Annotated in this window: 25 protein-coding genes; 4 read left to right on the top strand and 21 right to left on the bottom strand. The window is 72.7% G+C overall.

Features of this window, described 5'->3' with window-relative positions; all coding sequences use genetic code 11:
* Window positions 1-13: 13 nt before the first annotated feature.
* From ASG76_RS17440 to ASG76_RS17420, 5 genes are read right to left on the bottom strand one after another with little or no spacing between them, the layout of a single operon-like run.
* Window positions 14-871 carry a hypothetical protein gene (locus ASG76_RS17440; RefSeq protein ID WP_056606455.1) on the bottom strand — a complete coding sequence of 286 codons (858 nt, stop codon included), beginning with the start codon at window positions 869-871 and terminating at the stop codon, window positions 14-16.
* 35 nt (window positions 872-906) lie between these two features.
* Window positions 907-2,610, bottom strand: coding sequence for a Mur ligase family protein (locus ASG76_RS17435; RefSeq protein WP_235529715.1), 1,704 nt, complete (start codon window positions 2,608-2,610; stop codon window positions 907-909).
* Between the two features lie 31 nt (window positions 2,611-2,641).
* Complete coding sequence (gene fabI, locus ASG76_RS17430) at window positions 2,642-3,412, bottom strand: enoyl-ACP reductase FabI (protein WP_056606452.1); 771 nt, start codon at window positions 3,410-3,412, stop codon at window positions 2,642-2,644.
* Window positions 3,413-3,441: 29 nt separating this feature from the next.
* A complete protein-coding gene (fabG, locus tag ASG76_RS17425) occupies window positions 3,442-4,161 on the bottom strand; it encodes a 3-oxoacyl-[acyl-carrier-protein] reductase (protein WP_056606685.1) in 720 nt (239 codons plus the stop codon).
* Between the two features lie 48 nt (window positions 4,162-4,209).
* Complete coding sequence (locus tag ASG76_RS17420) at window positions 4,210-4,422, bottom strand: dodecin (RefSeq protein ID WP_056606449.1); 213 nt, start codon at window positions 4,420-4,422, stop codon at window positions 4,210-4,212.
* A gap of 87 nt (window positions 4,423-4,509) precedes the next feature.
* Here ASG76_RS17420 and ASG76_RS17415 point away from each other — a divergent pair, with 87 nt between their 5' ends.
* On the top strand, window positions 4,510-4,800 hold the full coding sequence (locus ASG76_RS17415) for a DUF3099 domain-containing protein (RefSeq protein ID WP_056606445.1): 291 nt from the start codon (window positions 4,510-4,512) through the stop codon (window positions 4,798-4,800).
* 186 nt (window positions 4,801-4,986) lie between these two features.
* A complete protein-coding gene (locus tag ASG76_RS17410; RefSeq protein ID WP_056606442.1) occupies window positions 4,987-5,184 on the top strand; it encodes a hypothetical protein in 198 nt (65 codons plus the stop codon).
* 9 nt (window positions 5,185-5,193) lie between these two features.
* Here ASG76_RS17410 and ASG76_RS17405 read toward each other — a convergent pair whose 3' ends face one another.
* The 4 genes from ASG76_RS17405 to moaA form a co-directional block, all read right to left on the bottom strand.
* Window positions 5,194-5,661, bottom strand: coding sequence for an NUDIX hydrolase (locus ASG76_RS17405; protein ID WP_056606439.1), 468 nt, complete (start codon window positions 5,659-5,661; stop codon window positions 5,194-5,196).
* A 208-nt stretch (window positions 5,662-5,869) separates the two neighbouring features.
* On the bottom strand, window positions 5,870-7,255 hold the full coding sequence (locus tag ASG76_RS17400; protein ID WP_056606436.1) for an HNH endonuclease signature motif containing protein: 1,386 nt from the start codon (window positions 7,253-7,255) through the stop codon (window positions 5,870-5,872).
* 132 nt (window positions 7,256-7,387) lie between these two features.
* Window positions 7,388-7,552, bottom strand: a complete 165-nt coding sequence (locus tag ASG76_RS19200; protein WP_157559183.1) for a hypothetical protein — start codon at window positions 7,550-7,552, stop codon at window positions 7,388-7,390.
* A gap of 29 nt (window positions 7,553-7,581) precedes the next feature.
* Entirely contained in the window at window positions 7,582-8,571 is a 990-nt protein-coding gene (gene moaA / locus ASG76_RS17395; protein WP_056606433.1) for a GTP 3',8-cyclase MoaA, read from the bottom strand.
* A 60-nt stretch (window positions 8,572-8,631) separates the two neighbouring features.
* On the opposite strand from moaA, the gene ASG76_RS17390 reads away from it, so the two are divergent.
* Complete coding sequence (locus tag ASG76_RS17390; RefSeq protein ID WP_056606430.1) at window positions 8,632-9,534, top strand: SURF1 family protein; 903 nt, start codon at window positions 8,632-8,634, stop codon at window positions 9,532-9,534.
* On the opposite strand, the gene ASG76_RS17385 is transcribed toward ASG76_RS17390, so the two are convergent.
* The 4 genes from ASG76_RS17385 to ASG76_RS17370 form a co-directional block, all read right to left on the bottom strand.
* Window positions 9,478-10,248 (bottom strand): SDR family oxidoreductase, encoded by a 771-nt coding sequence (locus ASG76_RS17385; protein ID WP_056606427.1) that lies wholly within the window; start codon window positions 10,246-10,248, stop codon window positions 9,478-9,480. The two genes, ASG76_RS17390 and ASG76_RS17385, sit on opposite strands and share 57 nt — an antisense overlap.
* A 21-nt stretch (window positions 10,249-10,269) precedes the next feature.
* Complete coding sequence (locus ASG76_RS17380; RefSeq protein ID WP_235529714.1) at window positions 10,270-12,099, bottom strand: ABC transporter ATP-binding protein; 1,830 nt, start codon at window positions 12,097-12,099, stop codon at window positions 10,270-10,272.
* Window positions 12,100-12,237: 138 nt separating this feature from the next.
* Window positions 12,238-13,023 carry an enoyl-CoA hydratase/isomerase family protein gene (locus ASG76_RS17375; RefSeq protein WP_056606424.1) on the bottom strand — a complete coding sequence of 262 codons (786 nt, stop codon included), beginning with the start codon at window positions 13,021-13,023 and terminating at the stop codon, window positions 12,238-12,240.
* Window positions 13,024-13,066: 43 nt separating this feature from the next.
* The gene (locus ASG76_RS17370) at window positions 13,067-14,665 is read right to left on the bottom strand and encodes an ABC-F family ATP-binding cassette domain-containing protein (RefSeq protein ID WP_056606421.1); all 1,599 of its coding nucleotides are present in this window, start codon (window positions 14,663-14,665) and stop codon (window positions 13,067-13,069) included.
* Between the two features lie 109 nt (window positions 14,666-14,774).
* Between ASG76_RS17370 and ASG76_RS17365 the strand changes: the two genes are divergently transcribed.
* Entirely contained in the window at window positions 14,775-15,704 is a 930-nt protein-coding gene (locus tag ASG76_RS17365) for a neutral zinc metallopeptidase (protein WP_056606418.1), read from the top strand.
* 24 nt (window positions 15,705-15,728) lie between these two features.
* Here ASG76_RS17365 and ASG76_RS17360 read toward each other — a convergent pair whose 3' ends face one another.
* The 8 genes from ASG76_RS17360 to ASG76_RS17325 all read right to left on the bottom strand — a co-directional run bounded on the left by ASG76_RS17360 (window position 15,729) and on the right by ASG76_RS17325 (window position 22,310).
* The gene (locus ASG76_RS17360; protein ID WP_056606415.1) at window positions 15,729-16,649 is read right to left on the bottom strand and encodes a phosphotransferase; all 921 of its coding nucleotides are present in this window, start codon (window positions 16,647-16,649) and stop codon (window positions 15,729-15,731) included.
* Window positions 16,650-16,659: 10 nt separating this feature from the next.
* Complete coding sequence (locus ASG76_RS17355) at window positions 16,660-18,237, bottom strand: ABC transporter permease (RefSeq protein ID WP_056606412.1); 1,578 nt, start codon at window positions 18,235-18,237, stop codon at window positions 16,660-16,662.
* Window positions 18,234-19,145, bottom strand: coding sequence for an ATP-binding cassette domain-containing protein (locus ASG76_RS17350; protein ID WP_056606409.1), 912 nt, complete (start codon window positions 19,143-19,145; stop codon window positions 18,234-18,236). Before ASG76_RS17350 ends, ASG76_RS17355 begins: the two co-directional genes overlap by 4 nt.
* A gap of 69 nt (window positions 19,146-19,214) precedes the next feature.
* Window positions 19,215-19,817, bottom strand: coding sequence for an acVLRF1 family peptidyl-tRNA hydrolase (locus ASG76_RS17345; protein ID WP_056606406.1), 603 nt, complete (start codon window positions 19,815-19,817; stop codon window positions 19,215-19,217).
* A gap of 10 nt (window positions 19,818-19,827) precedes the next feature.
* Window positions 19,828-20,397: a dihydrofolate reductase family protein gene (locus ASG76_RS17340; protein WP_056606403.1), complete on the bottom strand. Its 570-nt coding sequence runs from the start codon at window positions 20,395-20,397 to the stop codon at window positions 19,828-19,830.
* 13 nt (window positions 20,398-20,410) lie between these two features.
* Window positions 20,411-20,956 carry an NYN domain-containing protein gene (locus ASG76_RS17335; RefSeq protein WP_056606400.1) on the bottom strand — a complete coding sequence of 182 codons (546 nt, stop codon included), beginning with the start codon at window positions 20,954-20,956 and terminating at the stop codon, window positions 20,411-20,413.
* A 35-nt stretch (window positions 20,957-20,991) separates the two neighbouring features.
* Window positions 20,992-21,378, bottom strand: coding sequence for a hypothetical protein (locus ASG76_RS17330; protein WP_056606396.1), 387 nt, complete (start codon window positions 21,376-21,378; stop codon window positions 20,992-20,994).
* A gap of 41 nt (window positions 21,379-21,419) precedes the next feature.
* The gene (locus tag ASG76_RS17325) at window positions 21,420-22,310 is read right to left on the bottom strand and encodes a PAS domain-containing protein (RefSeq protein WP_056606393.1); all 891 of its coding nucleotides are present in this window, start codon (window positions 22,308-22,310) and stop codon (window positions 21,420-21,422) included.
* Between the last annotated feature and the right edge of the window lie 15 nt (window positions 22,311-22,325).

The following is a 22,325-nucleotide window of genomic DNA, read 5'->3' as shown; positions in this document are numbered from 1 at the left end:
CCGGGTCGAGGTCTCAGCCGACGTCGGCGAGCGCCTCCTCGTGGAAGAGGTGGAGGACCGGCAGGGCCTCCTCGATGGTCATCCCCGGCACCTGCAGGAGAAGCTGGCCGGCGGTCCCGTCACCCACCCAGCCGCACATCAGACCGCCGTCCAGGACGTCGACGTCGTCGACGCAGGCCGCCCCGCCGCCGAGCGGACCCGGGTCGACGCTCTTCGGGTTGCGCTCCGGGAGGGCACCCCCGACGAAGTTGACGGCGCCCTGTCGCTCGTCGGCCGCGAACTCCTCGGCCAGTCCTCCTCCTGTGGCGATCGCGACGAGGACGGCCTGGCCGGTGGGGTGCGAGTACGACGCGACGGCGGGCTCGCCGACCACCCAGTCGTCGGGATAGACCTCCAGGGAGGCGAGCGCCTGCCGGCGTACGCGTTGCTGCTCCGCGCCGTCGAGCCGGCGCCACTCGCCCACGCGACGCGGGGTCTCGACGGAGAGGGCCTGGTCGGTGGTGGCCTGCGACTCACCCGGCGACGTCCGTGGCGAGCCGTTCGGTGCGGCGCCGGGTGCCGAGACGTCCCGCTCGCGCGCGTCGACCACGGCCCGGCTGACGCCGGCCACGAGGAGCAGCACCAGCATGAACACGACGACGAGACCACAGACCGCGAGCCACGAGGGCCACGACCGGTGCCGGATCGCCAGGGCGCCGGCGAGCCACGGCAGCAGCAGCGTGCCGAAGTGGCTGCCAGAGGCGTAGCCCAGGCTCTCGCCCTCGACCGGGAGGACGAAGGCCGCCAGCAGCGCCGCGACGAGCGCGGCCAGCAACGACAGCAGCCACGGGTGCTCGATGGATCGGCTGTGGACCTCGCCCCCGTGAGTCATGGTCGGACCCTAGGGGCAGGAGCGACCGTCCGTCCTCACCCCCGGGCGGCCCGCACCTTCTGCGCGAGCACCTCGGGCGAGTCGGGCACGCCACCGTGGGCGGCGATCCAGTCGTAGGCCTCTTGCCGCTCGGCGTGGCACATCAGTCCGACGACGTCGCCGGGACGGGCGCGCTCCACCACCGCGGCGAGGCACGCGACCTCTGTCTCGTAGGTGTCGATGTCGGTGACGCCGACGCGTGCCGCCCCGGCGCGCAGCAGCACGTCGATCTCGTCCATGGTGCGACCGCGGAGGTACCACTCCTTGTGACCGATCGCGACCACGTCGCTGCCCTTGGCGCCGATCTCGCCGAGGGCGTCGATCAGCTCGTCGGTGCGGTCGCCGACGGCGCCGAGGCCGAGCAGCAGGCGCGCGCCGGGGCGGCGTACGCCATCCATGATCTCGAGCAGCGCCTCGAGGCCGGCCTCGTTGTGGGCGAGGTCCATGACGACCGAGACGCTGTCGCCGTCCTGGGACGGCATCGAGAAGAAGTTCATCCGGCCCGGGTTGTGCTCGGCGTCGGGGCGGAACGACGTGAGCCCGTCGACCACGGCCTCGCGGGGCAGGCCGATGGCGAGGGCGGCGGACGCCGCGGCCAGGGCGTTCTCGATGTTGAAGCGCGACAGCCCGGCGAGGGTCATCGGGACGTCGGCGAGCTCGACCAGCGGGTCGGGGTCGGACCCCGGTGCCAGGACGGTGATCCAGCCGTCGATGACGGTCGTGGCGCGTCCGCCGCCGTGCCCGAGCACCTCGCGGACGGCGGGTGAGTCGGGGTCGCGGCTGAAGATCCACGGCTGGGCGGAGATGACCGCCTGCATGGCGAGCACGCGGGGGTCGTCGCCGTTGAGCACGGCCCAGCCGTCCTTGCGGGTGATCCGCGGCACGACCGACTTCACCTCGGCGAGCTGGTCGACGGTGTCGATGCCCTGGAGCCCGAGGTGGTCGGCGGTCACGTTGGTCACCACGGAGACGTCGTTGCGGGTGATGCCGATGCCCTTGAGCAGGATGCCGCCGCGGGCGGTCTCGGTCACGGCGAGCTGGACGCCGTCCAGACCCATCGCGCGGGCTGCGCCGGAGGGTCCGGAGTAGTCCCCCGCCTCCACCAGCACGCCGTCGCGGTAGATGCCGTCGGTGTTGGACCAGCCGACGACCAGTCCGCTCGTGCGGGCGATGTGCGCGATCATCCGGCTGGTGGTCGTCTTGCCGTTGGTGCCGGTCACCGCGACGACGGGGATCTTCGGGACGAGGGTCGTCGGCCGCGCGCCCCGGGGCGCGGCAGCGACCTCGGCGGCCGCGGCGCTCACGGCCTGCTCGACGGCGGGGGTGGGCAGCGCGTCGAGCGCGTGCGCCACGGCCTCGCCCAGCGCGCGGGCGCGCTCACGGTTGCGCCACGGGAAGGCGACGACCAGGACCTGCGGGTCGGAGGTCGGGCGCACCCGCACCGCGAGTCGGCGGGTGCCCGCCTCGTTGGCGATCGCGCGCACGAGCCGCTCGACCGCGCGCAGGGCGAAGCGCTGCCGGAAGCCGGAGCCCGGCGCCCCCGGCCGCGTCGTCCGCAGACCGATCCGGCGCGCGAACCGCAGCACCGCCTCGTCGCTCGCCTCGGAGATCGTCGAGACGTCCAACGTCAGCTTCACCGCTGCACGCGGGAAGTAGAGGTTGGGGCCTTCGAGGATGCGCAGCTCGACGAGTGAGGTCACCGGTGGAAACTACCGAACGACCCGGACGGGCCTACAGGCCCATCGCGTGGAAGCCACCGTCGACGTGCACGATCTCGCCGGTCGTGGCCGGGAAGAAGTCGCTGAGCAGCGCGCACACGGCCTGGGCGGTGGGCGTGTGGTCGGTCTCGTCCCAGCCGAGGGGCGCACGGTCCTTCCACGCCGACTCGAGGTCCTCGAACCCGGGGATGGCCTTCGCCGCGAGCGTCTTGAGCGGGCCCGCCGAGACCAGGTTGCAGCGGATGCCCTCCGGACCGAGGTCGCGCGCGACGTACCTGCTCGTGTTCTCCAGCGCCGCCTTCGCCACGCCCATCCAGTCGTACGCCGGCCACGCGATGGTCGCGTCGAAGGTCAGGCCGACGATCGACCCGCCGCGCGACATGAGCGGACGCGTGGCCACGGCGAGCGACTTGAGGGAGTACGCCGAGACCTGCACGGCCTGGGCGACGTCCTCCCACGGGCCGGTCATGAACTTGCCGCCGAGCAGCGTCTCCGGGTTGCCGTAGGCGATGGAGTGCACGACGCCGTCCAGGCCGTCGACGTGCTCGCGCACCTGGTCGGCGAGGCCGGCGAGGTGGTCCTCGTCGGTCACGTCGAGCTCGAGCACCGGGGCCTCCTGCGGCAGCCGCTTGGCGATGCGCCTGGTGATGCCGAGGGCGCGGCCGAAGTTGGAGATCAGCACCGTCGCGCCCTGCTCCTGGGCGACGCGTGCGGTGGCGAAGCCGATCGAGCTGTCCATCGTGACGCCGGCGACGAGGATGCGCTTGCCGTCGAGGATTCCCATGTGCGTGTGTCCCTTCGAGTGGGGTGTGGTCAGTGGCCCATGCCGAGGCCGCCGTCGACCGGGATGACGGCCCCTGTGACGTAGGCGGCGCCGTCGGACGCGAGCCAGGTGACGGCCGAGGCGACCTCGGCCGGGGAGGCGTAGCGCCCCAGCGGCACCTGCGTCCTGATCGCGGACTTCTGGTCGTCGGTGAGCACGTCGGTCATGTCGGTCTCGACGAAGCCGGGGGCCACGACGTTGGTGGTGATCGAACGGCTGCCGAGCTCGCGGGCGAGCGAGCGCGCGATGCCGACGAGGCCCGCCTTGGACGCCGCGTAGTTGACCTGGCCGGCCGAGCCGAGCATGCCGACGACCGAGGAGATGAGGATGATGCGGCCGCGGCGCAGACGCAGCATCCCCTTCGAGGCGCGCTTGGCGAGCCGGAACGTGCCGGTGAGGTTGGTGTCGATGACCGAGGACCAGTCGTCCTCGCTCATGCGGAGCAGCAGGGTGTCCTTGGTGATGCCGGCGTTGGCGACCAGCACCTCGACCGGTCCGTGGGCCGCCTCGACCTCCTGGAACGCGCGCTCCACCGCCTCGGCGTCGGTGATGTCGCAGCGCACGTCGAGTGCGCCCTCGGGCGCACCGCCGTTGCGCGTGGTGACCGCGACCTTGTCGCCCTGGGCCAGGAAGGCCTCGGCGATGGCGCGGCCGATGCCGCGGTTGCCGCCGGTGACCAGGACGGAACGGGGGGCGCTGGCTGCGGGAATGTCGCTCACCGTCACGACGCTAGTGATTACCGGGTGGTAGGCGCGAACTCACTCGTCCTCGAGACGGAAGCCGACCTTCATGCCGACCTGGAAGTGCTCCACGACGCCGTCCTTGGCCTGGCCGCGGATCTGGGTGACCTCGAACCAGTCGATGTGGCGCAGGGTCTTGCCGGCGCGCTCGATGCCGTTGCGGACCGCCTGGTCGATGCCGTCGGGCGAGGTGCCGACGATCTCGGTGACGCGGTAGGTGCGGTTGGTCATGGGTGCCTCCTGGGAGTGGTGCGGGGTGTGACGCGGGCCGCTCGGCAGCCCGTGGGTTTGCGACTCTAGCGACGTAGACTCGCAAGCATGGCCGAGCCCGACGCGGTGCGCATCACCACCGCACGCAGCAGCGCCGCCGACGACATGCGGTCGCGCAAGCGTCGCTACGCGTGGTCGATGTCGATCCGCCTCGTCTGCTTCCTGGCCGCGGTGGTCGTGGGATCGGGCATCGTCATGTGGCTCCTGATCGCCGGCGCGGTCTTCCTGCCGCTCTTCGCCGTGGTCATCGCCAACGCCGTCGACCAGCGTGACGACGGATTCATGCTGCCCGGCGGCCCCGCCGCCCCGGAACTCACGGGTCGCGACCTCGACGGCTGAGGATCAGCTCGTTCGACACGCATGGGCGAAAGGTTTGGTTTTCACCCAACGCCGTGGAATGATCTCCCTCGCGAGCGCAGCATCCCCCGTCTGTGCTCGCTCTTGAGGTGCCGGACAGCTTCCCCCCGTGGCTGTCCGGCACCTCTACTTGTGTCCCCTGCTGCCTGCGCCCCGGGAAGGACGACCATGGAGCCCGACCACGCCATCTGCTCGGCGAAGGGCTGCCAGGCCGACGCCGTCTGGGAGCTGCAGTGGAACAACCCGAAGATCCACACCCCCGAGAGGCGCAAGACGTGGCTCGCGTGCGAGGAGCACCGGGAGTCGCTGTCGGACTTCCTCGGCGCCCGGGGCTTCCTGCGCGACGTGGTGGCGCACCAGGGCTGAGCCCCCGGGTCAGCGTCGGGCGCCGCTGATGTCGACGGGCTCCTCAGGCGCTCCGTCACGCAGCAACGCGGCCAGCCTCTCCCCCAGGTCGGGCGGGAAGACGGATTCGTCGCTCGCCGCAAGCTCGTCGGCGGTCCACCAGCGGAAGCCGCGGACCGTGCGCGTCTCGTACGCGCTCAGCGCCGCAGGCTCCGGCTCGAAGTGCGGCACCCGGTGCAGGAGCCAGTCCTCGTGGACCTCGACGGTGCGGCCGTCGAAGCGGTAGGTGTGCTCACGCGTCCAGACGGGCACGCCGGGCGGCAGCGAGCGCAGCCCGACCTCCTCGTGCGCCTCGCGGACGGCGGCCTCCTGCAGGGACTCCCCGGGCTCGACGCCGACCCCGACCGGGTACCAGTGCGTCGCACCGCTCGCCGGGTCGGCGGCCTGGATGAGGAGCACGCGGTCGGTCTCGTCGAGCAGGACGAGCTTCACGGTCATCCGGGGCACGCGCGGAGCGTACGCTCGAGGCAGCGCGCCGGGCCCAGGGCGGGCCGCCCTCCAGCGGACGCGGGAGACTGCGGACGTCAGGCACGACGTCGGTGCGGCCACGTACAGGCCCGGCGTGCCCTGCACGGGCCTCCGGCCGTCGCGACGGACACCGCGCACCCCTGGTGCCCCGTCAGCTCACGGCTGGCGGGGTGCGGGGTCATGGTCGGCCGGGTGGATCGAGCGCGGTGGTGCCGGTGCGGTCGCGGCGGTAGCGGTGCCCGTGGGGGGAGGTCCACTCGAAGACCCCGGGCTCGACCATGTCGTAGCGCCAGGCGGAGTGGGTCTTGAGGCGGTGGTGGAAGCGACAGAGGGCGGCGAGGTTGGACGTCGTGGTCGGGCCGGGCTGTGCTCGGCCTTCGATCTCTGCTTCATGGTCGAACTCGACGACGTGGTCGACGTCGCAGGCCCGCGCGCTGCGGCCGCACCAGGGGAACACGCACGTGCCGTCTCGGAGAATCACGAACTCCCGGATGCTGTCGGGCACGGCGTACGCCGAGGTGGACAGGTCGGAGTTGAGGTCGATGACCGGCTTGATCGTGATCCGGGTGCGGGAGTCGGCGCACCACGACTGCAGCTGGTCGAGGAGCAGGAGCCGCTGGCGCTCCTCGAGACGACCGGTGGGACCGAAGACGGTCTGCCCGTCCCGGACGCTCGCGTCGAGGTGGGCATGGAGCACGACCTCGCGAGCCGCGGGAAGGCCGTCCTGTGCCGTGGCGCCCGTAGGTCCCTGGGAGAACAGGTCGAGCGCGGTCTGGGTCCGGGCGAGATCGCCGAGCGCACTGGCCCGGCGGGCGTCGAGGGACTCTGTCGAGCCCAAGGCCTTCTGGGTCGCGGCACCGTGCGCGACGGCGTTCTCGAGGTCGAGGGCCTCGGCGAGGCCGAGCTCGGCCTCGATCCGGACGGTGCCGGCGAAGTGCACGTCCTCGTCGTGGATCGTGACGTGGCGGGGGTCGACGTGGAGGTAGCCCTCCTCGGGATCCGCGGAGGGATCAGCCTCCGCGAGGTCGAACCGCTTGATGGTCTCCGCGACGAGCCGGTCGAGCTGCGCGGTCCCGATCCTCCCGGCGACGGCGGCAACCTGGGCGTCGACGAAGCGGGCTGCGTCGGAGGTCAGGGCGGGAGTGGAGTGGATGGTGGTTTCCGCGACCAATCGGGCCCGCCAGGCCGGCACCCGCCCCGACTGCACCTGCGCCCACAACCGCGGCAGCCGGTGACGCAGCTCGAGGGCGTGGCCGATGAGCTTCTTCGCCGCCACCGTCGAGATGCCCAGCACGGTGCCGACCTCGGCGATGCAGAACTCCGCGACCAGCGGGCAGCCGTCGCCTGCGATCGGCTCCTCGTGCTCGGAACCGGGCACGGTGAACGCGGCCGCGGAGTGGATCGACTCGGGCGGGTGCAGGTCCGCCCAACGGGCGGCGAGGTCGAGCTGTCGGGCGGCCTCCTTGTTCTCGATCTCGCGCGAGGCCCGGATCGAGGCGAGCAGGCCGGCCGGGCTGAGGGCGTCTGCCTCAGCCTCTGGAGGTCCTGCCAGCATCTCGATCATGTGATCGATTATAGTCGTCGCCACCGACAGTCGCTGCCGACCGCGAGGGCAGGGTCGCCGAAGGTCCGGTCAAGGACCTGCGGCCTGCGGAAGGAGTGGCCCCGAGGCTCGCACGTCGACCCCCGACACCGCTCAGCCGCGTCGGCGCCGTCGCTCGATGGCGAGGAGCAGCCCGGTCGCAGCCAGCGCAGCCGAGCCGACCAGGACGGCCATGCCGACGTACGCGCCACGAGCAGCAGGGTCGGCACCCAGCGCGGCCACGACGAAGCCGATGGCGACGAGCAGGAGCGCGCCCACGAAGCCGAACGAGTAGGCGCGCAGGGTGCCTACCCGCCGATCGCCGACATGGGCCGGTCGGGCTGCAGGAAGGTCACGTCGTCGATGCCGTGGCCCGCGCGCTTGCCGAGCATCGCGATGACCCAGCGCTCGGCGATCTCCTGGTCGGTGGCGCCGGAGCGCAGCGCCGTACGGAGGTCGGACTCCTCGCGGGCGAAGAGGCAGTTGCGGACCTGGCCGTCGGCGGTGAGCCGCACGCGGTCGCAGTCGCCGCAGAACGGGCGGGTGACCGAGGCGATGATGCCGACGGTGGCCGGTCCCCCGTCGACGTCGAAGAGCTCGGCCGGTGCGCTGCCGCGCGGCTCGCCGTGCGGGGTGAGGGTGAACTCGGCGGTGAGCTGCGCGAAGATCTCGTCGGCCGTCACCATCTCGGTGCGGCTCCAGTCGTGCTGGGCGTCGAGCGGCATCTGCTCGATGAAGCGCAGCTCGTAGCCGTGGTCGACCGCCCAGCGCAGCAGCTCGGCGGCCTGGTCGTCGTTGGTGCCTCGCAGCAGCACGGCGTTGAGCTTGATCGGACCGAGCCCGGCCGCCTTGGCCGCCTCGAGGCCCTCGACGACGTCCTTGAGCCGGTCGCGCCGCGTGATCGTGTGGAAGGTCTCCGGGCGGACCGTGTCGATGCTCGCGTTGATCCGGTCGAGACCGGCGTCGGCCAGCGCCTGCGCGGTGCGGGTCAGGCCGAGCGCGTTCGTCGTCAGCGAGGTCTCCACGCCGAGGGCGTGGGTGCGGGCGACGATGTCGACCAGTCCGCGGCGCAGCAGCGGCTCGCCCCCGGTGAAGCGCACCTCTCGGACGCCGAGCTTCTCGACGCCGATCGTGATCAGGCGCACGACCTCGTCGTCGGTCAGCGTCTGGTCGGTGGGCAGCCAGTCGAGGCCCTCGGCCGGCATGCAGTAGTTGCAGCGCAGGTTGCACCGGTCGGTCAGGGACACGCGCAGGTCCGTGGCCACGCGGCCGAAGCGGTCTGCCAGAGGTGTCGTCACAGCCACCACTCTAACGAGGTGGCCCCCAACGACTCAGGACGCGCCGGATAACCTCGGCCCGTGCACAAGCTGCGGTTCCTGGTCTCACGCCGCTGGATCGTCTTCGCACTCGTGGTCGTCTTCCTCGCCTGGGTCGCCTGGCGCCTCGGCGAGTGGCAGTTCCACCGCCTCGACGACCGCAGGGAGAGCAACTCGATCATCGAGCGCAACGAGAAGGCCGGCGCCGCTCCCGTAACCGAGGTGCTGGCGCCCGGCCGCGACGTCGCCGCTGACGACGAGTGGCGCATCGTGGAGGCCACGGGCACCTACGACGTCGAGGACACCGTCATCGTGCGCTACCGCACTCGCGACGGAGAAGCCGGCGTCGACGTCGTCGTGCCGCTCGAGCTCGCCGACGGCTCCGCGCTGCTGGTGGACCGCGGGTGGTACGCCACCGACAACCGTGGCGCGACCACCGCCGACGTACCCGCTCCCCCCTCCGGCGAGGTCGAGGTGACCGGCTGGGTGCGCCAGGACGCCGAGGGCGACAGCACCGAGGTCTCCGGCAGCTCGACCCGCGCGGTCAACAGCGGCGCGATCGCCGAGGCGCTCGACCGCGAGGTGCTCGGCGGGTGGGTCGACCTCCGCACCGAGTCGCCCGAGCCGGCCACCTCCCTCCAGCCGGTGGAGCTGCCCGAGCTCGACGAGGGACCGCACTTCTTCTACGGCCTGCAGTGGTGGTTCTTCGGGGCACTGGCGGTCTTCGGCTTCTTCTACCTCATCTACGACGAGCTGCGGGGCGGCCGCGCACCCGAGCGCGCACCTGAGCGCGCGCCGGTTCGCACCAGCCCGGCGGCCGCGCCCAAGCCGCGCCGCAAGACGTGGCGCGAACGGCTGGACTCCGGGGCCGAGGACGACGACGAGCCCTCACAGGGCGCGCAGCAGCCCACCGTCGACCGGGAGCATCACGCCCGTCAGGAATGACGCGGCGGGCGAGAGCACGAACGCCGCGACCGCCCCGAACTCCTCCGGCTCGCCGTAGCGGCCGAGCGGGATCGTCGCCTCCGCGGCCCGCCGGGCGGCCTCCGGGTCACCGGTCGTCGCGTCGAGCTCGGCGACGCGCTCGGTGGCGATGCGGCCGGGCAGCAGCCCGTTGACGCGCACGCCCCCCGGACCGAGCTCGTCGGCCAACGTCTTGGCGACCATGGCCAGCCCGGGGCGCAGGCCGTTGGAGATCGCCATCTGCGGGAGCGGCGCGCGCACGCTGGACGACAGGACCAGGCCCATCGAGCCGCCCGACGGCAGCGCTGCGCCGATCTCACGGGCCAGGCGCACGGCTCCGAGGAAGACCGACTCGAACGCCGCGGTCCACTGGTCGTCGCTGATGGCGCTGACCGGCCCCTTGGGCGGACCGCCCACGCTGATGAGTGCTCCGTCGACGCGGCCCCACGCCTCCTGCGCCGCGGCCAGCAGCCGGCCGGGCGCGTCACGGTCGGCGTTGTCGGCCACGACCCCGACGGCGGCCCGGCGCCCAGCCGCGTCGTCGAGGACAGCGGTCGCCTCGTCGAGCGACTCCTGGCTGCGCCCGGAGATCACCACCCGGGCGCCCTCGGCGACCAGGACGTCGGCCGTGGCCCGGCCGAGCCCGCGCGCGCCGCCGGTGACGATGAAGACGCGGTCGGTGAGCTGGAGGTCCATCGGGCCAACCTAGCCCCGCACCTAGCCGAGCGCCGGGGCCGTCGCGGCCTCGCGGAACTGGGTCGCGTGGAGGGTGGCGTAGAGACCCCCGGCGGCGAGCAGCTCGGCGTGCGTGCCCTGCTGCACGACCCGGCCGTCATCGAGGACGAGGATCAGGTCGGCCTCGCGGACGGTCGAGAGCCGGTGCGCGATGACCAGCGACGTACGTCCCTCGAGCGCGGCGTCGAGCGCGGCCTGGACCGCAGCCTCGGACTCGCTGTCGAGGTGGGCGGTGGCCTCGTCGAGCACCACGATCGCGGGAGCCTTGAGCAGCAGCCGCGCGATCGCGAGGCGCTGGCGCTCCCCACCGCTGAGCCGGTATCCCCGGTCGCCGACGACCGTGTCGAGGCCGTCGGGGAGCGAGCGCACGAGACCGGCGATCTGCGCCGCCTCGAGCGCCGCCCAGACGTCGGCCTCGAGCGCTTCGGGGCGGGCGTAGAGCAGGTTGGCGCGGATGGTGTCGTGGAACATGTGGGCGTCCTGCGTGACGTAGCCGACGACGTCCTCGAGCGACTGCAGCGTCACGTCGCGCACGTCGTGCCCACCGACGCGCACCGCGCCGGACTCGACGTCGTAGAGCCGCGCCACGAGGTGGGTGACCGTCGTCTTGCCGGCCCCCGACGGGCCCACGAGCGCGACCATCTGGCCCGGCTCGGCGGTGAAGGTGACGTCGTGGAGCACCTGGCCGGTGTCGCGGGACTCGGTGCGCGCGACGGTCTCGAGCGAGGCGAGCGAGATCTGGTCGGCGCGTGGGTAGGTGAACGCGACGTGGTCGAACTCCAGCCGCGACGCCGTGGGCGCCAGCTCGACGGCGTCGGGCCTCTCCTGGATCAGGGAGGGCAGGTCGAGCACCTCGAAGACGCGGTCGAAGCTCACCAGCGCGGTCATCACGTCGATGCGCACGTTGGAGAGGCCCTGCAGCGGACCGAGGAGGCGGGTGAGCAGCACGCCGAGGGCGACGATCGTGCCGACCGAGAGGTCGCCGCGGATGGCCAGCCAGCCGCCGATGCCGTAGACCAGCGCGGTCGCGAGCGAGGGCACCAAGGTCATGGCGGCGAAGAAGATGCGGGTCAGCAGCGAGATGCGGATGCCCAGGTCGCGCACCACGGCGGCCTTGCGGGCATAGGCGACGTCCTCGGACTCGCGACGACCGAACAGCTTGAGCAGCATCGCGCCGCCGACGTTGAAGCGCTCCGTCATCGCGTTGCCGAGGTCGGCGTTGCCGTCCATCTGCTGGCGCGACAGGTCGGCGAGCTTGTTGCCCACCACCCGCGAGGCGATGAGCAGGATCGGGAAGAGCGCCAGGCACAGCAGCGTCACCGGCCAGCTCAGGAAGAGCATGGTCACGCCCACCACGACGGCGGAGATGATGTTGGAGACCGTGCCCTGCAAGGTCGAGGTGAAGGCGCGCTGCGCGCCGATCACGTCGTTGTTGAGCCGGCTCACGAGCGCACCGGTCTGGGTGCGGGTGAAGAAGGCCAGCGACTGGCGCTGCACGTGCGCGAAGACCTGGGTGCGGAGGTCGTAGATCAGGCCCTCGCCGATGCGGCTGGAGAGCCACCCGGTGATCAGGCCGAAGCCGGAGTCGACGACGGCGACGACCGCGACGAGGACGGCGAGCCACACCACGAGCGAGGTGTCGCCGGAGCTGACGCCGTCGTCGATGATCATCTTGAGCAGCAGTGGAGGCAGCACCACCAGGGCCGCGTCGACCACCGTCACGCCCAGGAAGCCCGCGATCAGCCTGCGGTGAGGTCGCGCGAAGCCCAGCACCCGGCGAAGCGTGCGGCGCTCGATCTTGGTGTCGACCACGCTGCGGTCACTGCGCAGGTGCCGCCACGGCGGACCTCCGCCTCCTGGACCCATCGACATCCGAGCTCCTTCCCTCGCACCACGTCAGCGCAGGCTCAACACCCGCACCGCGTCCAGTGTTCCTGAGGGGTACGACGCTCAGCCGGCCAGGGCGGCCGCCACCGCGCGGAAGCGGCGCACCTGCGCCTCCCGCTCGAGCCGGCGTTGCTCGTCGAGGTCGCGGTCGGCCGCGCCCTGCAGCAGCGCCTTGGTCTCCGGCACCACGCCCGGCATCGGCGCGGTCAACGCGGCGGCCAGGTCGGCGACGGCGGCGTCGAGGTCGGCGGCAGGCACCGCAGCGGTCGCCAGCCCGATGCGTACGGCCTCGTCGGCACCCACCACGCGCGCGGTCGCGCAGATCTCCAGCGCGCGTGCGTAGCCGACGTGCTCGACCAGCGGCTTGGTGCCGGTGAGGTCGGGCACCAGTCCCAGGGCCGACTCCTTCATGGAGAACTTCGCGTCGTCGGCCACGACCCGCAGGTCGCACGACAGCGCGAGCTGGAAGCCGGCACCGATGGCGTAGCCGCGCACCCGGGCGATCGAGACGAAGCGCGGGTCGCGCAGCCAGGTGAAGCCGCGCTGGAACTCCTCGATGCGCGCCGAGGCGTCGTCGTCGCTGAGGGCCAGCAGGCCGAGGACGCTGCCCTCGCCGGCGTTGGCGGGGTCGAGCATCGCCCGGTCGAGGCCGGCCGAGAAGGTGTCACCCTCGCCCGTCACCACGACCACGCGTACGTCGTCGGGCAGGCCCGCACCGATCTCGGCGAGGGCGAGCCACATGGCCGGGGTCTGCGCGTTGCGCACGTCGGGACGGTCGAGGGTGATCGTCGCGACGGGGCCGTCGACAGCGAGGCGGAGACCGACGGCGGCAAGCTCTGCGGGAGTCATGGCCCGAGGTTACTACTGATCAGTAACGTGCGGCGGGAGCGGCTCAGGCGAGCGAGACCAGGTCGGCGTAGTCCTCGTTCCACAGGTCCTCGTCGCCGTCGGGCAGCAGCAGCACCCGGTCGGGGTCGAGCGCGCGCACGGCACCCTCGTCGTGGGTGACGAGGATGATCGCGCCGGTGTAGCTGCGGATGGCGTGCAGCACCTCCTCGCGCGAGGCCGGGTCGAGGTTGTTGGTGGGCTCGTCGAGCAGCAGCACGTTGGCGCTGGAGACGACCAGGATCGCCAGCGCGAGGCGGGTCTTCTCCCCACCCGACAGCACGCCGGCGGGCTTGTGGGCGTCGTCGCCGGAGAAGAGGAACGACCCGAGCACCGAGCGCGCCTGGGTGTCGGTGAGCTCCGGTGCCGCGCTGTGCATGTTCTCCAGCACCGTGCGGTTGACGTCGAGCGTCTCGTGCTCCTGGGCGTAGTAGCCCATCTTCAGGCCGTAGCCGGGCACGACCTCGCCGGTGTCGGGCTGGTCGACGCCGGCCAGGATGCGCAGCATCGTCGTCTTGCCGGCGCCGTTGAGCCCGAGGATCACCACGCGGCTCCCCCGGTCGATCGCGAGGTCGACGGCGGTGAAGACCTCGAGCGAGCCGTAGGACTTCGACAGCTCCGAGCCCATCAGCGGCGTCTTGCCGCAGGGTGCGGGCTCGGGGAAGGCGATCCGCGCCACCTTGTCGGCCGCCCGCTCGCCCTCGATGCCGGCCATCATCTTCTCGGCGCGCTTGAGCATCGACTGCGCGGCCTGCGCCTTGGTGGCCTTGGCGCGCATCTTGTTGGCCTGGTCGGTGAGGACCTTGGCCTTGTTCTCGGCGTTCTGGCGCTCGCGCTTGCGGCGCTTCTCGTCGTCCTCGCGCTGGGTCAGGTAGTTGTGCCAGCCCATGTTGTAGACGTCGATGACGGCGCGGTTGGCGTCGAGGTGGAAGACCTTGTTGACCGTCGCCTCGAGCAGCGCGTTGTCGTGGCTGATCACGACGAACCCGCCGCGGTGGGCCTTGAGGAAGTCGCGCAGCCAGACGATGGAGTCGGCGTCGAGGTGGTTGGTCGGCTCGTCGAGCAGCATGATCTCGGCGCCGGAGAACAGGATGCGGGCCAGCTCGACGCGCCGCCGCTGGCCACCCGACAGCGTGCCGATCGGCTGGGCGAGGATGCGCTCCTCGATGCCGAGGGCCGCGGCCATCTGCGCGGCCTCGGACTCCGCGGCGTAGCCACCGCCGGCGTGCAGCTCGGCATCGGCACGCGACCAGCGCTTCATCCCGCGCTCGTGGACCTTGGGGTCGGGGTCGGCCATGTCGACCTCGGCCTCGCGCAGGCGGCGTACGACGTCGTCGAGGCCACGCGCGGACAGGATCCGGTCGCGCGCGATGACCTCAGGGTCGCCGACGCGGGGGTCCTGCGGGAGGTAGCCGATCTCGCCGGTGCGGAGCACCTGGCCGTCGGCCGGGGTGCCCTCGCCGGCGAGGATGCGGGTGAGGGTCGTCTTGCCGGCACCGTTGCGCCCCACGAGGCCCACCTTGTCGCCCGCGGCGATGCGGAAGGTGACGTCCTCCATGAGGAGCCGTGCGCCGGCCCTGACCTCGAGCTTCTGGGCGGTGATCATCGCCCGACATCCTACGAAGGGGTGGCTCCGGGAGCCCCATCGGCGACTCAGGCGCTACTGTGCCCAACAGGCACCAACCCGCCCTCATGACCCGCTGAAAGGCACCCCCATGCGCTTCAACCCGAAGGCCAGGCTCGACACGTCCCGAGTCGGTGACGGCGGCCGCGGAGGCGCGACCGGAGGCCCGATGCGGATCCCGCTCCCCGGCGGCACCAAGGCCGGCGGCGGCATCGGCGGCGTGATCATCATCATCCTGTTCATCGTGCTGACCCAGTGCGTGGGCGGCGGCGGTGGCGGCCTGCCGACCCCTGGTGGCGGCGGCTCCGCCGGCACCGACACCAGCCGCATGGACGACAGCGAGCGCTACGCCAACTGCAAGACCGGCGCCGACGCCAACAACGACGCCGACTGCGCCCGCGTGGCCATCGAGAACTCGCTGGTCGACTACTGGTCGAAGACCCTGCCCGAGCAGAGCGGCACCGCCTTCTCACCCGCCACCCTGCGCACCTTCAGCGGCGCGGTCGAGACCGGCTGCGGCCAGGCCACCTCGCAGGTCGGCCCGTTCTACTGCCCGCCCGACCAGCGCATCTACCTCGACACCACGTTCTTCAAGGACGTCCTCGAGGGCCAGCTGGGCGGCCAGGGCGGCGACTTCGTCGAGGCCTACGTGATCGGTCACGAGTACGGCCACCACATCCAGAACCTGCTCGGCACCATGGGCAAGGTCCGCACGCAGCAGGGCGCGAACTCCGACGCCGTACGCCTTGAGCTGCAGGCCGACTGCTACGCCGGCATGTGGACCAAGGACGCCAGCGACGGCGACAAGCTGCTCGCCGGGCTCGACCAGGCCGACATCCAGGAGGCGCTCGACTCGGCCAAGGCCGTCGGTGACGACCGCATCCAGCAGAAGTCCGGCCAGGGCGTCGACCCCGAGGGCTGGACCCACGGCTCGTCGGAGGAGCGGATGCGCTGGTTCACGACCGGCTACGAGCAGGGCACCCTCCAAGCCTGCGACACCTTCTCCGCCAGCCAGCTCTGAGCCCACGCCCCGAGCACGACCGCCTCAGGCCAGCAGGGCCTCGATCTGGTCGACCTGGCGCTGCATCGCGCGGATGTACGGCGCCACGCTGGGGTGGCGGAACTTGCCCGCCAGCGCGCCATCGCCGTCGGCGACCCGGGCGAGCGCCCAGTCGAGGCGGGTCAGCGCGGTGTAGACGGCCATGACCCGCGCGCCGGTCGCCACCTCGTCGGCCGTGGCGAGGCCGGGCGGCAGGGCGGCGACGTAGGCCTCGACGAGCGGCCCGACGTCCTCCCGCGTCGCGAGGGAGAGGTAGCCCAGGTCGGCGCCGACCGGTCCGCGGCCCAGGTGCGCCCAGTCGATGGCGATCGCGTCGTCCCCGGTCGGCGTACGACCCGGGATGTTGGCGGCCGACGGGTCGCCGTGCTGCGCCACCTGGGCGAGCGCGTCGCAGCGGTCGAGCCACACGGTGCGCTGGGTCCAGAGGTGGTCGGCGACGTCGGCCATCGGCGTCCGGGCGAGCGTGCGCCAGCCGCCACGGCGCTCCACCAGGGCGAGCCGGCTGCGCAGCTGGTCGCGCGCCAGCCACCGGTGCTCCCCCAGGTCGACGGCGGCGAAGCGCCCCAGGCACGCCGCGAGCCACAGGCCCGGCGCCTCCTGGTGGGCGACGCGCTCGTGCACGAGCGTGACGCCGTCCGCGTCCTCCTCGACCCGCACCACCGGCGCCTCGCGCATGCCGGGCGCGTCGGCGACGACCCCGCTGAGGGCGACGTCGGCCGCGCGGCGCCAGTAGTTCACGTCGGCCGCGACCAGCACGCCCGGTGCGTCGTGGGGCTCAGGTCGCTCGAGCCGCTTCACCACGACGTCGCGACCGCCGATCGTGGCCGACCAGACCCCGGCCGTGGCCGGACCCGCGCCCGGGAGGCGCTGCCACCCGGGCTCGGGCTGCCACCCGGAGGCGTCCATGCGCGCGAACCTAGCGCACCTCGACGTCGCGACGCGTGAAGCCGACGATCCCGGCGGCCGTCAGGGCAACGGCGACCGCGGCCAGCGCGAGCAGGGGCGCCCAGCGGAAGTCCTCGGCGGGCACCAGGGCGAGGTGGTGGAACGGCGAGAGGTCCTGCAGCCACTCCGGCATCCGGAAGACCGTGCCGAACAGCATGACCACGAGAGCCAGCACGAGCCCGAGCCAGGCCAGCCCGGCCCAGCGGGCTCGTACGCCGTAGGCCAGCGTGGTGAGGCCGGCGAGCACCAGCACCGGCGCGACGTGCGGCAGCGTCGCCAGGAGGTAGCGACCGACGGCTCCCCCGTCGTCGGCGGTGAGCCAGTAGCCGACACCGAGCCCGAGGCCGCCCAGGAGCAGCACGGCGGTCGAGGCGAGGGTCGTGAGCACCACCTGCGTCAGCAGCCAGCGGGTCCGGGAGAGGCCGGTCGCCAGGAGCACCTCCACGCGACCGTCCAGCTCGTCGTGGCGCGGGCGCAGGGCGCTGCTGATCGCGAAGCCCGACGACATCAGCGCGAGCATCAGGATCGCGGTGGCGTAGAAGCCGTCCACGAGCGACATGCCGCTGGGCACGAACATCTCCTGCGACATCGCGCTGTCGCCGAGCAGGTCGCCGACGTCGGTGCCGAGCGAGCCGTAGGACAGCCCGGTGAGGAAGAGCCCGGCCGCCCATCCCCACACCGCTCCGCGCTGCAGACGCCAGGCCAGGCCGAGCGGGGTGCCGAGCAGCGCGCCGGCCCGCGCGGGGCCGGGGCGGTCGGCCACGACGCCGGAGCCGTGGTCGCGCCGCGCGAAGACGGCGAGCGCCGCGGCGACCGCGACCGCGGCCAGCGCGACCAGGAGGAGCAGGGGCCACCACCGCACCCCCGAGAAGGCGTGCATCCCCTGGTACCACCCGATCGGCGAGAGCCAGGTCAGCACGGGCGTGCCCACGTCGCCGATGGCGCGCAGCACGTAGGCCGTGCCGATCACCACGCCCGTGAGGCCGTACGCCGCCCGCGCGCCACTGGTGAGCTGCGCGGCCAGCAACGCGGTGCCCGCGAACACCAGGCCCGTCGCCGCGAGGCCGATCCCGAGCGCGGCAGAGTCGCCGACGGCCAGGGGGAAGCTCACCAGGCTCAGCGTGACGAGGAGGCCGACGAGGAGGTTGGCCAGCGCGACGACGACCACGGTCGCGGCCGTCGTCGCCCGGCGCCCGATGGCCGACGCGCGCAGCAGCTCGTCGCGGCCGCTCTCCTCCTCGGCCCGGGTGTGCCGCACGACGAGGAACATCGACATCAGCCCGATGGCGACCGCGCCGAAGGCGGTCGCCTGCCAGGTCACCTGTCCCCCGACGGTGTTGAGCGCACGGGCCGGCCCGGCCATCGCGACGAACGCGGCGTTGGAGCCCATCAGGGCGGCGGCGCGATCGAGCTCGGCCTGGCTGGCGTACACCGCCTCGACGCTCACCGCCTGCGACCAGTAGAGCAGCGCGATGCCGAGCGACCACCACAGCAGCATCCATCGGTCGCGGCGCAGGAAGTGCCGGACCAGCGTCCACGTCCCGGTCACGACTCGGCCCCGGGCCGGTCCGGCAGCGTGTCGCCGTAGTGGCGCAGGAAGAGCTCCTCCAGCGTGGGCGGTGTGGCGCCCAGGGTGCGGATGCCCGCCTCGCGCAGCACCCCGAGCACCGGGTCGAGCTCGGCGGTGTCGACCTCGAAGGCGGCCCGGTTGCCGTCGATGGCGAGGTCGTGCACGCCGGCCATCCCGGTCAGCGCGGTGGGCGGTCGCACGGTCTCCGAGCGCACGGTCGTGCGGGTGAGGTGGCGCAGGTCGGCCAGCGACCCGGTCTCCACCCGGCGTCCGGCGCGGATGATGCTGACCCGGTCGCAGAGCTCCTCGACCTCGGCCAGGATGTGGCTCGAGAGCAGCACGGAGCGCCCGCTGTCGCGGAACTCGTCGACGCACCGACGGAACACCGCCTCCATGAGCGGGTCGAGGCCCGTGGTCGGCTCGTCGAGCAGCAGGAGCTCGACGTCGCTGGCGAGCGCTGCGACGAGCGCGACCTTCTGCCGGTTGCCCTTGGAGTAGGTGCGCCCCTTCTTGCTCGGGTCGAGCTCGAACATGTCGATCAGGTCGGCACGACGGCGCTCGTCGATCCCGCCGCGCAGACGGCCCAGCAGGTCGATCACCTGACCGCCGGTCAGGTTGGGCCACAGCGCGAGCTCGCCCGGCACGTAGGCCAGGCGGCGGTGCAGGTCGGCGGCCTGGGCCCACGGGTCGCCGCCGAGCAGGCGCACCGACCCGCCGTTGGCGCGCAGCAGCCCGAGCAGCACCCGGATCGTGGTGGACTTGCCCGACCCGTTGGGCCCGAGGAAGCCGTGGATCTCGCCCCGGCTGACCTCGAGGTCGAGACCGTCGAGGGCGCGCACGGAGCCGAACGACTTGACGAGGCCCTGGACCTCGATCGGGTTGGTCACCCGGTCACCGTACGACCGCCGCGCCCGGCGCGGCGAGGGACTTCGGTGAGTGCCCGGCAGGGCCGGAGGTCACGCGTTGACGACCTCGACCCGCAGCGCCCCGGCGTCGAGCACCGCCTGGTCGAGCACCGCACGGCGTGGGTCCGGGACGGCGAGCCACGGCTCGACCACGGTCAGCCGCTGCAGCCGCGGGTCGGCCAGCACGGCGTCCACGGCGCCCCGGTCGCCTCCCGTGACGACGACGCCGGGCGCGAGGATGCGCGCGGCGTGGTCGGCGGCCGCGTCGTAGGCCTGGCGCGCCTGGTTGTCGCGGCGCCGGGCGAAACGCTGCTGGCTCTGCCCACCGGCCTTGGTGCGTCCCTGCACGTGGCGCTGGCCGATCTTGTGCTCGACCAGCTCGCCGCCGCGCAGGCGCGCGACCGCGAAGCCCCCCTTGCGCACGAGCAGCACGCCCCACTCGGCGGGAGCCGCGGCAGCCGCAGCGAAGGCACCCGGCTCCGCCGGGCCGGCGTACGCCGTCGCGAAGGGCAGGTGCGCGACGAAGTGCGATCCGTCAGCGGCCTCCGCCCGCAGCGCGCCGTCGACCACCTCCAGCGGCGCCTCGCCGTGGCGGGTCACGAAGTTGGCGACCCAGCGCTCCCAGCGCGCGGGCGGGACCAGGACGAGGGACACCCGGCCGAACCTAGCCTGCGGGTCGCCGGTACGTGAGCCAGAGCGCGCCGCCGGGCGTCGAGAGGGTCTCGACGAGCTCGAGGCGGACCAGGTCGGGCAGCCCGTCCGAGAGGCGCCGGCCGACCGGGTCGAGCACCGGCGCGACCGCGAGCTGCATCTCGTCGACCAGCCCCTCGGCGAGCAGTGCCTGGGTCAGGGTGATGCTCCCGTGGAGCCCGATGTCGCCGTCGCCGGGCCGTTCCTTGAGGTCGGCGACGAGGTCGGCGAGCGGTCCGCCCACCGCCTCGACGTCGCCCCACTCGCGGTCGAGCGGACGGGAGGTGACGACGTACTTCTTGACGCCGTTGGCGAAGTCGGCGAACGGCTCGTCGCGCACGGTGGGCCAGAACCGGGACCACTCGTCGTACATCCCGCGTCCGAGCAGCATGCAGTCCTGCCGGGCGATCAGCCGCGCCTCCTGCGCGACCATCCGCTCGTCGTACGCCGGCGGGCCGGGCGCGTCGACCGGGAAGCCCCGGGTCGGGTCGTCCACCGCCCCGTCGAGCGAGCACAGGTGGAAGCTGACGAGTCGACGGGGCATGGTCGGGAGGTCCTCAGAGGAAGTCGAGCGGGTCGAACTCGTCGATCGGGATGACCCGCACACGCGGCAGCGGGGTGTTGAAGGCGCCGAGGTCGTACTCCAGGTCGAAGATGCGCAGGCCGGGCAGGTTGCGGAACTGCGAGTTGACGAACTCGGTGAAGCCGATGACGCCGACCTGGCGCGTCCCGTCGGCGAGCCGCGACACCTGCTCGACGAAGTCGCCGTCGTGGCTCACCAGCACGACGTCCGCCTCGCGCTCGACGAGCGCCTCGGCCGTGCGCTGGATGGCGATGTCGACGATCTTGCCCTCGCCGCTCAGCGGGACGGGCTTGAAGCCGATCGCGAGCAGCGCCTGCACGAAGCTGATCGGCAGCTCGGTGCTGGCGGCGAGGAAGAACAGGCCGGTGACGTCCTGGTCGAAGGCCCGCTCGGCCCACTCCAGGAGCCGGTCCCAGCGGGGTCGCTCCTCGGGTCGGGGTCGCCGGCCGAGGATCGAGGTGCCCAGGGTGGCGTCGATGTTCTCCCCGTCGACGAGGAGGTAGGTCATCCGCTCGGCCATGCGAGGACTCTCCCACACGCCGCCCGCAGCGCGGGTCAGGGCTGGTAGACGACCGTGAACGACTCGACGACCTCGTCGGCCTCGACCCTCACGCCGCTCACCTCCACCAGCGCGCGCGGCGTGCCGGCGCCGTCGCACAGGATGGAGAGCACACCGACCTCGGGCAGCACTCCGTCGTAGTCCGAGACGGGCGCGGACGTGCGCCCCGCCTCGTCCGCGAGGACCGACACGACGAAGGCGTCGGACTCCTCCGGCGTCTCGCCCCACGCCCACGCGGGCGGCGGGACCGACTCGAGGGTGGTGGGCCCGAAGTAGGTCGGGGCGGCGTTGAGCTTGGCGTGGTAGCGGGCCAGGTCCCAGAAGACGCGCAGCTCCTCGTGGTCGAACTCGACGTCGGACGGGTCGACCTCCGGATGCTCCATGACCGGAGCCTAGCCATCGACCACAGGCCGAGCCCCGGGCGCTACGGCTTGACGACCTCGCGGAGCGTCTCCATGGCTCGCCCCAGGGCGTCGCGAGCGGCGTCGATCCGTGCCGCGCTCGAAGGGGCCGCCCGGGTCAGGGCGCGGTCGAGCTCGAGCTCGGCCACGAACAGGTCCTGCAGCACCTCGGAGTGGACCGCCTCGATCAGCCGCTCGCGCTCCTCGATGCGTGCGAGGCGCTCGCTGCGCCGGATGTTGCAGACCACGCTGCGCGACCCCGGCTGGGTGTAGAGGTCCGTGACCGCCACCTCGACCCAGGACCAGGTGCCGTCGGTGCGCACGCGGAGCTCGCCGACCCTCTCGTCCACGGTCGGGTCGGCGGTCAGCAGCTCGGCGAACGCGTCCTGGTCCTCGGGGTGGATGAGGTCCGTCAGCGAGGTCCCGACGACCGCGTCCACCGGCCACCCGAACAGGTTCGTCACCGCCGGGCTGGCGTAGCTGACGACGTGGCGCTCGTCGACCAGGACCGCGGCGTCGCTGGAGCGCTCCATCAGGTGCCGGACGGCGTCGCCGAGGTTGAGCGAGGCGCCGACGATGCCGATCAGCTCGCCGTCGCGGTAGACGCCGCTGTCGGTGACCAGCGCGTGCAGCACCTCTCCGCCGCGACGTCGGACCGGGAACCCGCCGGCCCACGTGCGGCCCTCCCGCAGCGCAGCCATGATCTCCGCCGCGGCCTGCTGGGACAGCTCCGGGACCGTCACCTCGGTGATGTCACGGCCGACGGCATCTGCGGCGGGCCAGCCGTAGAGCTGCTCGGCGGCGTCGTTCCAGTAGAGCACCGTCCCGCGCGTGTCGGTGGCGATGACGGCGTGCCCGATGGCCTGCAGCATCTCGTCGGCAGACGGGTGCACGGGGAGCGTCTGGGTCACCATGGGCCCAGTGTGCGC

Source organism: Nocardioides sp. Soil774 (assembly GCF_001428125.1).
Lineage (GTDB): Bacteria > Actinomycetota > Actinomycetes > Propionibacteriales > Nocardioidaceae > Nocardioides.
Note: the sequence above shows the minus strand (reverse complement) of the source record. Positions and strands in the feature narration are given on the sequence as shown.